Source organism: Granulicatella sp. 20925_1_28 (assembly GCF_041433575.1).
Classification (GTDB): Bacteria; Bacillota; Bacilli; order Lactobacillales; family Aerococcaceae; genus Granulicatella.
This window is the reverse complement of the sequence record NZ_JAPWBS010000001.1, coordinates 140,598-155,833: the sequence shown is the minus strand read 5'-3', so window position 1 is coordinate 155,833 and position 15,236 is coordinate 140,598. Positions and strand designations below refer to the sequence as shown.

The 15,236-nt window shown below is 37.4% G+C and carries 15 protein-coding genes; 3 read left to right on the top strand and 12 right to left on the bottom strand.

The window, feature by feature from the left end; all coding sequences use genetic code 11:
- Positions 1-37: 37 nt before the first annotated feature.
- Positions 38-1,867 (bottom strand): translation elongation factor 4, encoded by a 1,830-nt coding sequence (lepA, locus tag O3793_RS00685; RefSeq protein ID WP_371444832.1) that lies wholly within the window; start codon positions 1,865-1,867, stop codon positions 38-40.
- A 51-nt stretch (positions 1,868-1,918) separates the two neighbouring features.
- The gene (gene mgtE, locus O3793_RS00680; RefSeq protein WP_048782000.1) at positions 1,919-3,250 is read right to left on the bottom strand and encodes a magnesium transporter; all 1,332 of its coding nucleotides are present in this window, start codon (positions 3,248-3,250) and stop codon (positions 1,919-1,921) included.
- A 117-nt stretch (positions 3,251-3,367) separates the two neighbouring features.
- Here mgtE and O3793_RS00675 point away from each other — a divergent pair, with 117 nt between their 5' ends.
- Positions 3,368-3,862, top strand: coding sequence for a cupin domain-containing protein (locus tag O3793_RS00675; protein ID WP_371444829.1), 495 nt, complete (start codon positions 3,368-3,370; stop codon positions 3,860-3,862).
- 43 nt (positions 3,863-3,905) lie between these two features.
- Here O3793_RS00675 and dnaJ read toward each other — a convergent pair whose 3' ends face one another.
- The 4 genes from dnaJ to hrcA all read right to left on the bottom strand — a co-directional run bounded on the left by dnaJ (position 3,906) and on the right by hrcA (position 8,676).
- Complete coding sequence (dnaJ, locus tag O3793_RS00670) at positions 3,906-5,087, bottom strand: molecular chaperone DnaJ (protein WP_371444828.1); 1,182 nt, start codon at positions 5,085-5,087, stop codon at positions 3,906-3,908.
- Between the two features lie 89 nt (positions 5,088-5,176).
- A complete protein-coding gene (dnaK, locus tag O3793_RS00665; RefSeq protein ID WP_285252145.1) occupies positions 5,177-7,012 on the bottom strand; it encodes a molecular chaperone DnaK in 1,836 nt (611 codons plus the stop codon).
- A 48-nt stretch (positions 7,013-7,060) separates the two neighbouring features.
- Complete coding sequence (grpE, locus tag O3793_RS00660) at positions 7,061-7,615, bottom strand: nucleotide exchange factor GrpE (RefSeq protein WP_285252146.1); 555 nt, start codon at positions 7,613-7,615, stop codon at positions 7,061-7,063.
- A 17-nt stretch (positions 7,616-7,632) separates the two neighbouring features.
- Positions 7,633-8,676, bottom strand: a complete 1,044-nt coding sequence (gene hrcA / locus O3793_RS00655; RefSeq protein WP_285252147.1) for a heat-inducible transcriptional repressor HrcA — start codon at positions 8,674-8,676, stop codon at positions 7,633-7,635.
- A 235-nt stretch (positions 8,677-8,911) separates the two neighbouring features.
- Here hrcA and O3793_RS00650 point away from each other — a divergent pair, with 235 nt between their 5' ends.
- Positions 8,912-9,595, top strand: coding sequence for an LPXTG cell wall anchor domain-containing protein (locus O3793_RS00650; protein WP_371444825.1), 684 nt, complete (start codon positions 8,912-8,914; stop codon positions 9,593-9,595).
- A gap of 153 nt (positions 9,596-9,748) precedes the next feature.
- A complete protein-coding gene (locus tag O3793_RS00645; RefSeq protein WP_371444823.1) occupies positions 9,749-10,474 on the top strand; it encodes an LPXTG cell wall anchor domain-containing protein in 726 nt (241 codons plus the stop codon).
- 46 nt (positions 10,475-10,520) lie between these two features.
- Here the strand turns inward: O3793_RS00645 and O3793_RS00640 are convergent, their stop codons facing one another.
- From O3793_RS00640 to ribF, 6 genes are all read right to left on the bottom strand, one after another.
- Positions 10,521-11,162, bottom strand: a complete 642-nt coding sequence (locus tag O3793_RS00640; protein WP_371444821.1) for an HI_0552 family protein — start codon at positions 11,160-11,162, stop codon at positions 10,521-10,523.
- Positions 11,159-11,821, bottom strand: a complete 663-nt coding sequence (locus O3793_RS00635) for a glutamate racemase (RefSeq protein ID WP_371444820.1) — start codon at positions 11,819-11,821, stop codon at positions 11,159-11,161. The genes O3793_RS00640 and O3793_RS00635 overlap by 4 nt, the downstream gene beginning before the upstream one ends.
- A 64-nt stretch (positions 11,822-11,885) precedes the next feature.
- Positions 11,886-12,449: an elongation factor P gene (efp, locus tag O3793_RS00630; RefSeq protein WP_005605540.1), complete on the bottom strand. Its 564-nt coding sequence runs from the start codon at positions 12,447-12,449 to the stop codon at positions 11,886-11,888.
- Between the two features lie 85 nt (positions 12,450-12,534).
- On the bottom strand, positions 12,535-13,830 hold the full coding sequence (gene purB / locus O3793_RS00625; RefSeq protein WP_048711164.1) for an adenylosuccinate lyase: 1,296 nt from the start codon (positions 13,828-13,830) through the stop codon (positions 12,535-12,537).
- Between the two features lie 9 nt (positions 13,831-13,839).
- Positions 13,840-14,271: a GNAT family N-acetyltransferase gene (locus O3793_RS00620; RefSeq protein WP_371444817.1), complete on the bottom strand. Its 432-nt coding sequence runs from the start codon at positions 14,269-14,271 to the stop codon at positions 13,840-13,842.
- Positions 14,272-14,277: 6 nt separating this feature from the next.
- Complete coding sequence (gene ribF / locus O3793_RS00615) at positions 14,278-15,228, bottom strand: riboflavin biosynthesis protein RibF (RefSeq protein WP_371444815.1); 951 nt, start codon at positions 15,226-15,228, stop codon at positions 14,278-14,280.
- Between the last annotated feature and the right edge of the window lie 8 nt (positions 15,229-15,236).

Genomic DNA, 15,236 nt, shown 5'->3' with positions numbered 1-15,236 from the left:
AAATAAAAGAGCGCAATAAACGCTCTTTTACAATTAATTATTTTTCTTCTTCGTTTAGGTTTAGAACAGACATGAAGGCTTCTTGTGGAACTTCAACAGAACCCACTTGCTTCATACGTTTCTTCCCTTCTTTTTGTTTCTCTAACAGTTTACGTTTACGAGAAATATCCCCACCGTAACATTTTGCAAGTACGTTTTTACGCAACGCTTTAATGTTCGTACGAGATAAAATCTTATTCCCAATCGCTGCTTGAATTGGAACTTCGAATTGTTGACGAGGAATAAGTTTTCTAAGCTTCTCAGTAATCGCCTTACCACGATTATAAGCAAATTCCTTATGCACGATAATACTTAAGGCATCGACTACTTCACCATTTAACATGATATCCATCTTCACAAGGTTGCTAGCACGGTATCCGATTAAATCATAGTCAAGAGAAGCATACCCTTTTGTGCTTGATTTTAATGAATCAAAGAAATCAAAGATGATTTCTGAAAGTGGCATCTCGTAAATCACGTTTACACGATATTCATCTAAGTAATCCATTGTAACAAACGTTCCACGTTTACGTTGGCAAATATCCATAACACTACCTACGTACTCGTTTGGCACCATAATAGATGCTTTTACGTAAGGCTCTTCAATCGATTGAACGCTTGATTGGTCTGGCATTTCTGCAGGGTTTGAAACCACTACTTCTGTACCGTCAGTCTTTTGCACATGATAAATTACAGACGGAGCTGTTGTAATCAAATCTAAGTCGAATTCACGCTCTAAACGTTCTTGAATAACGTCCATATGAAGTAATCCTAAGAAACCACAACGGAAACCAAATCCAAGCGCTTGTGATGTTTCTGCTTCAAATTGAAGCGCCGCATCATTTAACTGTAATTTTTCTAACGCATCACGTAAGTCATTATATTTCGATGAATCGATTGGATATAAACCACAGTATACCATCGGATTCATTTTACGATATCCATCTAACGGTTCAGCTGCAGGATTGTTGGCTAAAGTAACAGTATCCCCTACACGAGTATCTTGGATAGTCTTGATGGAAGCCGTAATATAACCTACATCCCCAACCATTAAGTAATCGCGACTGATTGGTTTTGGAGAGAAAATACCAACATCCACTACATCAAAAGTCTTTCCATTACTCATTAATTGAATCTTATCGCCAGGTTTGACAATTCCGTTTTGAATCCGGACATTTAAGACAACCCCACGATACGCATCATAGACTGAGTCAAAAATCAACGCTTGTAATGGCGCTTCAAGGTCCCCAGTTGGCGCTGGGACTTTTTCGACAATTTGTTCTAAGATTTCTGGAATCCCAATTCCAACTTTAGCACTGGCAAGAACCGCTTCACTTGCATCAATCCCAATGACATCTTCTATTTCCGTACGAACACGTTCAGGGTCTGCTGCAGGAAGATCGATTTTATTAATAACTGGTAAGATTTCCAAATCGTTATCAATCGCTAAATAAACATTCGCTAATGTTTGTGCTTCAATCCCTTGAGCCGCATCCACTACAAGAATCGCACCTTCACAGGCTGCTAAACTTCGTGATACTTCATAAGAGAAGTCCACGTGCCCTGGAGTGTCGATTAAGTGGAAAATATACTCCGTACCGTCTTTTGCATCATATGTTAATTCGACGGCATTTAATTTAATCGTAATCCCACGTTCTCTTTCAAGATCCATTGAGTCTAATAGTTGGTCTTGCATTTCACGGTCAGCAACAGTATCAGTCGCTTGCAAAATACGATCGGCCAACGTTGACTTCCCGTGGTCTATATGCGCAATAATCGAGAAGTTTCGAATGCGCTTCTGTCTTTCTTTCATTTCTTCTAAATTCATGAATAACTCCTTAATACACTACTACAATAAAATTCAAATCATTCTATCAAACTACAATAATAATGGCAAGAACAATTCAGCTAAGTATAAGAAAATAAAGAATCCTAATACGTCTGTAGCTGTTGTTACAAAAATCGTTGATGAAATGGCTGGGTCTAGATTTAGTTTCTTCAAAAGTAAAGGTACGAAGAATCCGAAGAACGCCCCTACCATTAAGTTCATCGCCATCGCTAAAATGACGATAATCGATAAGAAAAAGTTTTGATATGGGATGTAGAGCGCAATCGCTGCAAAAATCCCTGTGATAATTCCGTTGACTAATCCAAGCCAAATTTCATTTAATACATACTTCTTGTCTTTTTCCCACGTTAATTGTCCAATCGCTACCTCTTGGATAACGAGTGCTAATGTTTGAGAGGCTGAGTTTCCACCCATCCCAGTAATAATTGGCATTGCGACCGCAAGAACTACCACTTGTTCGATGGTATCTTGGAATAAACCGACAACTGCACTCGCCATAAAGGCAGTTATCAAGTTAATCAATAGCCAAGGTGTCCGTTTTCGAATCGATTCATTAAAAGGTCCACCGATTCGTTCTGTTCCTTCAACCCCGCTGATTAATAACATATCTTCGTGGTGCTCTTCTTGCAAGACGTGAACGATATCATCGATGGTGATGATCCCAAGTAACACATTTTGCTTATTGACTACAGGTACAACAGATAAGTCGTACTTCGTTGAAATACGAGCCACTTCTTCTTGGTCTTCTTCTGGTAAAACAGAGATGATATTCGTATGCATCACGTCATGTAAACTCTCGTCTAAATCGTGTGTAAATAGATCGCGAATATCAATCCAACCGATTAATTTCCGTTGTAAACTCGTCACAAAAATAATGTTAATGACTTCTGAGTTTGGAGAAATCTCTCTTAATTTAGATAATGTTTCTTCAACGGTTAAGTGTTCTTTTACCGTAATGTACTCAGTGGTCATAATCCCTCCGGCAGTATCCGGAGCGTAATTTAACATCGTTTGGATATCATCTTGAGAACTTTGTTTCATCATATTGATGTAACGTTTACGGATTCCAACAGGTAAATTTCCTAAAATATCCACGACATCATCGTTTGACATTTGTTGGAATAGTAAAGCTACCCGTCTAAATGGGAGTTTCTCAAGCATTCGTAATTGGAATTCAGGTTCAGCAACTTCTAAGATTGAAGCTAATCTGGTATTTGAGATAGAGAACATGAAATTCTTTAAAACATCATCATCGACTTCTTCTAACGCCAAGGCGATATCAATTGGATAATTCTCATTAAAAAGCTCTCTAATTTTCTTAACGTCTTTATTAGAAACAATTAAAGCGATATTATCTTTCATGACTCTTCTCCTTTCTTTTCCAATAGTACTAGTATAGCATAATTACCGTTCTATCAACAATTCACAAGTAGAAAAAGTTACGCTATAATAATAGAAAATAATGACTGGAGGTCTCCTATGAAAACGAAAGAAGAATGGATTAAAGAATTAGACTTAGAACCACATGTGGAAGGTGGTTATTTCCGTCAGACTTATAAAGCGATTGAAACGGTAGAATTACCAGATAATCGTATCCGTGCACTCTCCACCTCTATTCTGTTTTTATTAACGAATCAAAACCCATCTCATTTCCATTTACTTTCTTCTGATGAGATTTGGTACTATCACTCCGGTCATGCGCTTACCGTGCATATGATACATCCAGATGGTACATATGTAGCGGTTGAGATTGGACCTGGAAACGGACAAAAGCTCCAATTTACAGTTCCTGCTGGAGTCATCTTTGGATCTACTATTGAATCGGACAACGAAGAAGACTTTGCGATTGTGAGTTGCGGCGTTACTCCTGGTTTTGAATACGAAGACTTCAAACTCTATACACAAGACGAATTATTAGAGAAATATCCTGAGCACGAAGGAATTATTCGTCGCCTTGCTGTTGCTTCTAAATAAAATAAAAAGAACTTAGCAACCAAATGCTAAGTTCTTTTTCTATTTATTCAAATGTATCTTTAAAGGCGTTCTTCATTTTGTCGAAGAAGTTCTCTTCGCCATTATGAAGTTCCGTACCTTCCTCACTAGCAAATACTTGTAACGCTTGTCTTTGCTTATCTGTCAGTTTCTTAGGAGTGTCTACGATGACTTCTACATGTTGGTCACCGTTTCCTGTACCGCGAAGTTTTGGAGCACCTTTACCACGTAAACGTAAAATTGTTCCTGATTGTGTTCCAGCAGGTACTTTTAATTTCACTTTACCATGAACAGTTGGTACATCTACTTCGTCTCCTAGAGCCGCTTGAGCAAAGTTTACATGAAGTTGATAGTAAATATCTGCTCCTTGGCGTTTGAACGTTTTACTTTGTCCAACACGGAAGATGACATAAAGGTCACCATATGGGCCACCATTGAAACCAACTTCCCCTTGGCCTTGAAGACGCATTTGATTTCCATCTTCAACCCCAGCAGGAACTTTTACTTTCACTTTATGCGTTTCATCTACTTGACCATGACCGTGACACGTTGTACATTTTTCTTTAATTTCTTGTCCTGTACCATGACACACATCACAGGTTGTTTGGCTCATCATACGACCGAATGGTGTATTTCTTTCAACGTTAATCACACCTGCACCATGACATTTTGAACATGTTGTAGGATGCGTACCAGGTTTTGCACCAGTACCATGACAGGTTTGACATTCATCGCTTCGGTGATAATGAATGGTTTCTTCTTTACCAAAGATAGCTTCTTCAAAAGTTAAATCCATGACATATTGAAGATCAGCCCCTTGACGCGGCATGTTTGCACGATCAGCACGACTGCCTCCGCCACCGAAGAAACTACTAAAGATATCTTCGAATCCGCCAGTAAAGTTTCCACTACCGCCAAAACCGTCGAACCCGCCGAACCCTTCAAATCCACCACCGAATCCGCCTCCACTGAATCCAGAATTTGGATCGTAAGAAGCATGTCCGTATTGGTCATACGCTGCACGCTTTTGTGCATCTCCTAAAATTTCATAAGCTTCAGCGATTTCTTTAAACTTTTCGTCTGCTCCAGGTTCTTTATTAATATCTGGATGGTATTTCTTTGATAATTTACGATAAGCTTTCTTAATATCTGCTTCAGAGGCATCTTTGGATACGCCTAAAATTTCATATAAATCTCTTTTGGCCACTGAATTGCCCCTCCTTTTCTTTCATAGTTTACAAAGGATATGGGCGTAAGGCCACTAAGTAGTCTTACACCCTATCATTTTAGCAAATATTAGTCTACTTCTTCGAAGTCAGCGTCTACAACGCCATCGTTATTTGAAGATGCTTGTTCTGTTGGGCCTTCTTGTGAAGCGCCTGCTGCTTGTTGAGCTGCAGCTGCTTGTTCATAAAGTTTTACAGTTAAGTTTTGTACCACTTCATTTAAAGCATCACGTTTTACTTTCATTGCTTCTAAGTCATTTGCTTCAACAGCTGCTTTTAATTCATCACGAGCTGCTTCTGCTTTTTGAACGTCGCTAGCATCTACTTTACCTTCTAAATCTTTCAATGTTTTATCAACAGTGAAGATTAATTGGTCAACTTCGTTACGTAAATCTACTTCTTCTTTACGTTTTTTATCTGCTTCAGCATTTGCTTCTGCATCTTTCACCATACGTTCGATTTCTTCATCAGATAAACCAGAAGAAGATTTGATTGTAATAGCTTGTTCTTTACCAGTTCCTAAATCTTTAGCACGAACATTTACAATACCGTTTTTATCGATATCGAATGTTACTTCGATTTGAGGCACACCACGAGGAGCAGCTGGAATATCTGTTAATTGGAAGCGACCTAAAGTCTTGTTGTCCGCTGCCATTGGACGTTCACCTTGTAATACGTGTACGTCTACTGCTGGTTGGTTATCCGCTGCAGTTGAGAATACTTGTGATTTGCTTGTTGGGATTGTAGTGTTACGATCGATTAATTTAGTGAACACACCACCCATTGTTTCAATACCAAGTGATAATGGTGTTACGTCTAATAATACGATATCTTTCACATCACCAGAGATAACCCCACCTTGGATTGCAGCACCCATCGCTACTACTTCGTCTGGGTTTACTGATTTGTTAGGTTCTTTACCAGTTTCGTTACGAACAGCTTCAACAACTGCTGGAATACGAGTTGATCCACCAACTAATAATACTTGGTCGATATCTGAAGCTGTTAAACCTGCGTCAGCTAATGCACGACGAACTGGTTCTTTTGTACGTTCTACTAAATCATGAGTTAATTGATCAAATTTAGCACGAGTTAATGTTACTTCTAAGTGTAATGGGCCAGCTGCACCAGCAGAAATGAATGGTAAGCTGATTTGTGTTTGAGAAACACCTGATAAGTCTTTCTTAGCTTTTTCAGCAGCATCTTTCAAACGTTGCATTGCCATTTTATCGCTTGATAAATCAATACCGTTATCACGTTGGAATTCTTCTACTAAGAAATCAATGATTTTTTGGTCGAAGTCATCCCCACCGAGATGGTTATCACCAGCTGTTGATAATACGTCGAATACGCCATCTCCTAATTCAAGGATTGATACGTCGAACGTACCACCACCAAGGTCGAATACTAAGATTTTTTCTTCATGGTCAACTTTATCAAGACCATATGCAAGAGCTGCTGCAGTTGGTTCGTTAACGATACGTTCTACTTCTAAACCAGCGATACGACCAGCATCTTTAGTTGCTTGACGTTGTGCGTCGTTGAAGTATGCAGGTACTGTAATAACTGCTTTGTCTACTTTTTCTCCAAGATATTCTTCAGCATATCCTTTTAAGTATTGTAGGATCATTGCTGAAATTTCTTGAGGTGTATAAGATTTACCTTCGATTTCTACTTTATATCCTGTTTCGCCCATATGACGTTTGATAGATGCAATTGTATTTGGGTTTGTTACAGCTTGACGTTTTGCAACTTCACCTACTTGAATTTCACCATTTTTGAACGCTACAACAGATGGTGTTGTACGGTTTCCTTCTGGGTTTGCAATAATTTTTGCTTCGTTACCTTCTAAAACAGCTACTGCTGAGTTTGTTGTTCCTAAGTCAATACCAATAATTTTACTCATATTTAATTCACTCCTATTATTTATAATATTGTTTTAAGTTTCGTCTTCTTATTGTGATACGATGACCATTGCTGGTCGTAATACTCGATCTTTTAATTTGTATCCTTTTTGATACACTTGTACCACGCGGTCTGCTTCTTGCCCTTCCTCAACAGGAACGGTTTGAACAGCGTGATGTAAAGTTGGATCGAATGGTTGGTTTAAGGCTTCAATTTCTTCGATGCCTTCTTCTTTTAGCGCATAAAGGAAACCTTCATACACCATCTCAATCCCTTTTTTAAGGTTTTGAGCTTCTTCTGATTCACTTGGAGAAGCGATGGCTCTCTCAAGGTTATCAATCACATTTAATAAGTTTTGTGCAAGACTTTGGCTGCGATATTTTGCAGCATCTTGTCTTTCTTTTGCATTTCTCTTTTGGATATTCGAGATTTCAGCAGACAGTCGATATACTTGATCGTTCAACTTCTCTACTTCTTGTTGTAATTTCTCTTCATTCGTAAGTTCTGTTGTGGTTTCTTCAGTAACTTCTTCTTGAGGAGCTTCATCTGCAACAATTTTTTCTTCTTTTAATTCTTCTTTATTGTTTTGTTCATTTGTTTCCAAGATTTCATCTCCTTACTCTATAAGTTACGATAATAATCTTCTATCGTGGTTGCTAACTCTTCCCTGAGTCCTTTTACAATTGATAATACATTCGAATACGGCATATTCTTTGGTCCAAGAAGTGCAATCAGTCCTGTATCTTGGTTTGGAGTTTCGTAACTAGCAGTTACCAAACTAAAGTCACCAAGTAACGGATGATCCATTTCTGACCCGAGCCTAATTTGAATATCTTGATGATCATTGGTTACTAGTTGATGTAACTTAGACTGATCATCCATCAATTGATAAATTCCCTTGAGTTGATCCACATTAGCGTGATGATCAAAGTAATTTAACAAATATCTTCTTCCTGCGACATGCATTCGATCATTTTCGAAACGATTCATCATTTCTTGAATCACTTTGACGATTTGAATTTGTGAATTCATATAGCGATTCATAAGGATTGGAAGATCCGTTTTTAATCGTTTAGCAACGATATCTAGCGGTACTCCAATTAATTCTTCATTAATGATGCGAACCACTTTATCTAAATCACTATCGTCAATTCCACCAGGAATTGTATAGACTTTATTTTCAACTAAACCATTACTGATGACTATGATTGCCATCACTTGATTTGGGTTTAGGCGAACAAGTCTAAATCCCGATAACGTGGCAGTTTTCACTTCCGGTCCAAAAGAAATTGCGGTGTAGTTCGTTAATGTTGCTAGTATGTCAGCAGATAAACGAAATACATCTTGAATCTCTAATGTTGACTGTTGGAAAACTTCACGAATTTGATTTCGAACGCTTAAAGAAACAGGTTGCTTTTGTCTAGGTAGAATGTTGTCGATGTAGTAACGATATCCTTTATTAGAAGGAACTCGCCCAGAAGAAGTATGGTTCTTTTCAAGATAGCCCATCTCTTCCAGCTTCATCATCTCGTTACGAATCGTCGCTGAACTAAATGGTAATTCTGCAACTTCCATCAACTTCTTCGACCCGACCGGCTCCAAAGTTTCCGTATATAATTGTATGATTAATTGTAAGATTAGCAATTGTCTATTGGTTAACATCATAGTCACCTCTCTTTAGCACTTGACTAAGACGAGTGCTAACCACATTTATAATTTAACACATTGGTCAAATTAAGTCAATATAAAAATACTAGGACTTTAGACTGATTTTTTGAAGGTTTTGTACTACAACTATTGCCGTAGATAAGGCATTCCTACTATATATTGAATGTCTTTTGGTTTTCCTTTATAATTTTTTTATAGAATAATCTATAAGTTTATAGAAAGGAACATCAAAATGAAGCTTAAACATTTCACACTTGCTTTTCTTTCAGTTTTCCTATTTGGCTTCTTTTTCTATAACAGCTCTATAAAAGCTGCTGAAAGTCAAACTGTTAATGTAACTACGGTGGATATAGATACATTAACCCCAACTGAATTAAGCAATATGATAAATGGTACTCCTTCGGGATCGGTTTCTTCGAACGCTACTGTAAAACTAGTTTATAAGAAGAAAGCATGTCTTGTTGAAAAGCCAACATTACCAAATACTGGGGTTACAAGTAACTTAGCAGCAATCATTTTCGGTTCACTGCTATTAGTTTCTAGCTTACTTTTAGTTAAGTCTTCTAAAGGAAGAAAATTAATCATACTCTTCGTATTAGGTGGCTCAAGTATTGCGCTTGCAACTCCTGCAATAGCTTCGACAATTGAAGTAATTGGTGAAACTAAACTGTTTTCTATTTCAGCTTTGAATGATATTACTATTCCAGAAATTGAGTGCTACGAGTATGTTGGTTACATTATACCTACTGTAGAAACGACGACTGTTGAGTCAACAACTTCAGAAACTGTAGCAACTGAGACTACTGAAACAACTGAAACTACAACAATTGTAACAACAACTACCGAAGCGGAAACGACAACCGCTCAAACAGAGACAGAGGTAACTGTTCTCCCAGGGACACCATCTCCACCTTAAACAAAATACAACGGACAGCTGTTCTAGCTGTCCGTTTTTATTTCAATATTTTCCTTTGAAAGGAAAAATAATGATTTCACATTCCTTTGCAAATTTTCATTATTTCCATTATAATTTCATAAATAAAAAGAATAAAAAAGGAAAGGATTTATTATGAAATCATTCAAAAAATTAGTAGCGCTAATTTCTTTAGCTTTTTTAACAGCAATTTTCGCTTCTAATTTCACTACTGCCTACGCAGATGGTACGACTCAAGTGAATATCACGAATGTTGATATTGCTTCACTTTCTAATTTTGAAAAAGAATTAATTATTTCTGGGAAACCAACAGGAGTCGTTAACTCTACTACTTCTGTAAAATTAGTTTACAAAACAGTGGGATGTCCAGTTGATAAACCGTCTCTTCCTAACACTGGAACATCAACAGGTTTAGTGACACTTGGTGCTGGAATCCTTGTGTTAGGCGCAGCCTATGCTTTATTAAAATCAAATAAAGGTAAAAAGTTTGTTACTATTTTATTTGTAATTGGAGCTGGTAGCATCCTTGTTGGATCTGTAGACGCTTCTCAAGTAATCTTAAACGGCGAAACTAAAGTAGTCTCTATTTCACAATTAGAAGAAATTCCTGTAGATGAAATTGACTGTTATGAATATGTTGGATATATCATTGTTAAAGGTGACGAAACAACAACGGTTACTACTGAAAGTGGAACAACTAAAGTAACAACGACTGAAACACATACAACTGAGACACCTACTACTGAAGGTCCAACAACTGGTGAAACAACCACTGAGGAAACTACAGAAGAAACAACTACAGAGCAAACTGAATCTGAAGAAGAAGTAACTATAAAGCCAGGTACTCCTGCTCCAGCTTAAAGAAGTCTATAAATACAATAAGAGGTAGATTTTAGATCTACCTCTTTTAATTTACTTCATTCATATAAATGGTTTCATAAAACGGAATTAATTCCTTCAATGCGTCTGCAAGTTCTTCCTCAATTCCACCTTTGGTACTTTCAAGAAATACTGGCCTTCTTAAAATGACTTTACGTATTTCTCCTTCTTTGACAGCTTCTATTAGTTCATCTCTATTAGATACGTTTCCTTCGTATGCTGTTGCATTCTTTTGAAAATCAGATGCTACGTATAGAATGTCACGATTAGGTTCACATTCCAACACTTTGTTTTGTAACCTCAGAGAGCGTTCGTTCATTTTACGTTCGATAAAACTCAATTCTACATATACGCCCAATTTATCGTCATTATAAAACAACCGTAATGCAAAGGATGGATTTCCTTCATCTTGCCCCTCTTCGATAAAGTATCTCCAAAAAGCGGGTCTTGCCACTTGGGCTTGATTCATCCATTGACTAACTCGGTCCATGCGAAATGACTTAAAGTTCTTCTGAAACGCTTCTGTTAACTTCGTGAACTCAAGTCTTGCATCTTGGCCAGCTTTCTTCAACTGTTCCATTTCTTCTGCAATTTCAGGAAACTTTACGGGAATTTTATATTTCACTTTGTCATAACGAAAGAAATAACTCATCTTTTCGATTGAAATCATGATTTTTCCTCCTTAACGTGGCTCTTCAATCGGTCAATCATATAGACACCCACATCAATAATTGGAATCCTTGAAAGTTGCTCCAACTCTTTTTTTACATATGGGAAATGCGTACATCCTAGTACGACAGCTTCAATCTCTGTACTTTCGAAATAATGGAATAAACTATGGAAGTCGAATTGCTTAATAATCTCTTCTTGTGGTTTACCAGTTTCAATCGCTTTAACCAATTCTAACATCGTCACACCAAACACTTTCAAATTTGGGTTTGCGATATATAAATTATTTTCTACTCCTGTTAATCCATGAGAATTCGCGGCCATTACTGCTAAATAATTATGTTCGACGCCTAGTGTGCGATACATTTGCATCGGAGTAATCATAGGAAGTCTATATTCTTCTTGCAAGGAATCAAAATTCACAACTGAACTGAGTGAGTTACAATACACAAATACAGCGTCAATATCGTTTTTCAGCCCGTCAATCACACTTCTAATATAATGTTCTCTTTCTTCGTCTTCTAACGCTTGAAAAGTCGTTTGTTCGACCGGATTTTTAGAAATCGGAACAGAAATGGTTTGATTGAAGCCATTTTTATTTAATAAATCAACGCCTAACTTCGTGTCCATAGGTGTTCCTGCCATCACAGCAATCCGCATACACATTTCTCCTTTATAAAAAAACAAGGATGAACGCTTGGCTCATCCTTGTTTCAATAAATCATTATTTAGTTGCACGACGTACGTATGTACCTTCTGCAGTGTTAACTTCTAAGTATTCTCCTGCTTCGATGAAGTCTGGAACGTTAACTACTAAACCTGTTTCCATTGTTGCTGGTTTACCAGAACCTGTAACTGTAGCACCTTTGATTGATGGTTGAGTTTCAGTAACTTGTAATACTACTGTTGATGGTAATGAAACCCCGATTACTTCTGAACCGTAGAATTGGATTTTAACTTCCATGTTTTCTAGGATGTATTTTAATTCTTGTTCGATTGTTTCTTCAGGAATTTCGTATTGTTCGTATGTTTCTAAGTCCATGAATACTCCAACGCCATCTTGGCTGTATAAGTATTGAACATCTTTTGTATCGATGTGTGCACGTTCTACTTTTTCATCAGGACGCATTGTTGTATCAACTGTTGAACCGTTACGAACGTCACGGATTTTCATACGCATTACAGTGTTCCCTTTACCTGGTTTGTGGTGGCTGATTTCCAACACTTTAATTAATTTTCCATCAAGAATGAATGTCATTCCAGCTTTTAAATCACTTACGTTAATCATTTTCTGACTCCTTTTGTTAAATTTTACTTTCTATTTATACCATATTTTTATTGAAAATGCACTCTTTTCAGCATGTTTTTCAAAATTATAAGATTCCAACTCGTTTAAAAATCAAATCTACATTCTTAATATGATAGTGATAATCAAACGCATCATCTAAATCTTCTTTACTTAAAGTAGCTGTAATTTCTGGTTGTTCTTCTAAAACAGCGCGGAATGGAAGTTTTTCGTCCCATGCTTTTGCTGTACATGGTTGCACTAAATCATAAGCTTTTTCACGACTCATGCCTTTGTCGATCAGTTTTAATAACACACGTTGACTGTAGATAAGTCCAAATGTGGCATCCATATTGCGTAACATGTTTTCTGGGAACACCGTCAAGTTTTTAACGATATTACCGAAACGACGAAGCATATAATTAAGTAGAATCGTGCTATCAGGGATAATAATTCGTTCTGCTGAAGAATGTGAAATATCACGTTCATGCCATAGGTTCACGTTCTCATACGCTGTAACCATATGCCCTCTGATGACACGGGCAAGTCCTGCCATATTTTCAGATCCGATTGGATTACGTTTATGTGGCATTGCTGAAGACCCTTTTTGCCCTTTTGCAAAGAACTCTTCTACTTCACGTGTTTCAGATTTTTGTAGTCCACGGATTTCTGTCGCAAATTTCTCAATACTTGTCGCAATTAAAGCAATTGTAGAAATGTAATCCGCATGCAAGTCACGAGACAAGATTTGTGTTGAGATTTCTTGAGGACGAATCCCAAGTTTTTTGCACACATATGCTTCTACTTCTGGAGAAATATTGGCAAACGTTCCAACGGCTCCACTAATCTTACCAGCTTCAACACCTTGTGCTGCGCGTTCGAAGCGTTCGATATTGCGTTTCATTTCTGAATACCATAAGGCTAATTTCAAGCCAAAAGTGGTTGGTTCAGCATGAACTCCATGCGTTCTTCCCATACAAACTGTATCTTTATACGCCAACGCTTTTTCTTTAATGATTTCTAGGAAGTCTGCTAAGTCTTTACGTAGAATGTCGTTAGCTTGTTTTAATTGATAACCGTACGCTGTGTCTACTACGTCCGTACTCGTTAAACCATAGTGAACCCATTTCTTTTCTTCTCCAAGACTTTCAGAGACACATCTTGTAAACGCAACGACGTCATGTCTTGTCTCTTCTTCGATTTCTAAAATACGTTCAACTGTGAATTTCGCATTTTTACGAATCTTTTCTACGTCTTCTTTAGGGATTTCTCCTAATTCTGCCCAAGCTTCATCGGCTAAGATTTCAACTTCGAGCCAACAATTATAACGATTTTCATCAGACCAAATTTTCGCCATCTCTGGACGTGTGTAACGTGTAATCATGATTTCCTCCTAATACAATTCCATCGTAATATGTGAAATGCCAACAATGTCATACGGTTCTGAAACAACTTCAAATCCAAGTGATTCATATAATTTTACTAAATGCGCTTGTGCGTGAACCTCAATTACGGTATCTACAAACCACTCTTTGCAGACTTCTTTAGCTCGTTCTAACAACGCACGACCTTTTCCTTTACCTCGGTATCGATTGTCAATTAACACTCGACCAAGACGCACTTTATCCTTTTCAGGAATGATTCGTAAATAAGAAATGACTTCTCCATCATCATTCATCTCAAAAAGATGCCAAGATTTTTTATCCGTATCGTCAATTTCTTGATAATTCAACTCTTGGCCGACAATAAAGGTTTCGATTCTGGCTTTGTAAATCGCAACAATCTCTTCCTTCGTTAGTTCATCATAGTTCTTTAAATACCACATCGAGAATCAACCTCTCTTTGTTTTAAAATAATCTCTTGTATCTTGTTCGTCTTGTTTTAATTGAGCGATTAACGCATCGATACCGTCAAATTTCAATTCTGGTCTTAAATATTTTAACCATTTCACACGAACAGGAAGGTGATAAATATCCTTGTCGAAATCGAGTAAGTTCACTTCAATCGTTACTTTATGAACGTCATCAAAAGTTGGGTTAATTCCTATAGACGCCATACCAGGAATCCATTTACCTTCCACATACATTTCAACAACATATACTCCATTTTTAAGGAGGAAAGTATCGTTTGAAACTTCGATATTGGCAGTTGGGAATCCAAGCATTTTACTACCTCGTCCAAAGCCGTGAACAACAACCCCATCCATGATGTAGTCGTATCCTAACAAGTCGTTGGCTTGTTCGATATCACCTTGTAGCAATAAATCTCGAACTGCTGTCGAACTTATCTTTCCACTATCGTTCTTTTGCTCATCAATTGTAATAATCTCGAATCGATTCGAAGCGTACTTCGGTAATAATTCCATATTCGCGATGTCTCTCTTGCCGTATGTGTAGTCAAATCCCGCTACAACTACTTTAGCATTAAAATCAACAATATATTGATTGACAAACTCTTGCGGTGTAAGTGCCCCAAATTCTTTTGTGAAATCCATTAAATAGAAAATATCCACACCAAGTTCTTCTAATAATTCTTTCTTACGTTCTAGCGGCGAGACGTATTGAATGCTTTCAGGATCAACGTTTTGGAAAATAACAGATGGATGCTGATTAAAAGACATTACTGCTACTTTAAGCCCGCGTTCCTGTCCAACTCTTTTGGCAGTAGTAATGACTTCTTTATGACCTAAGTGGATTCCATCAAAGAATCCTAAAGCGAGGACAATCGGTTCTTGAAATATACACTCTTTTTTGTAAGGGTGTGTTAACTCTATTGTTTGCATTCTTCTCT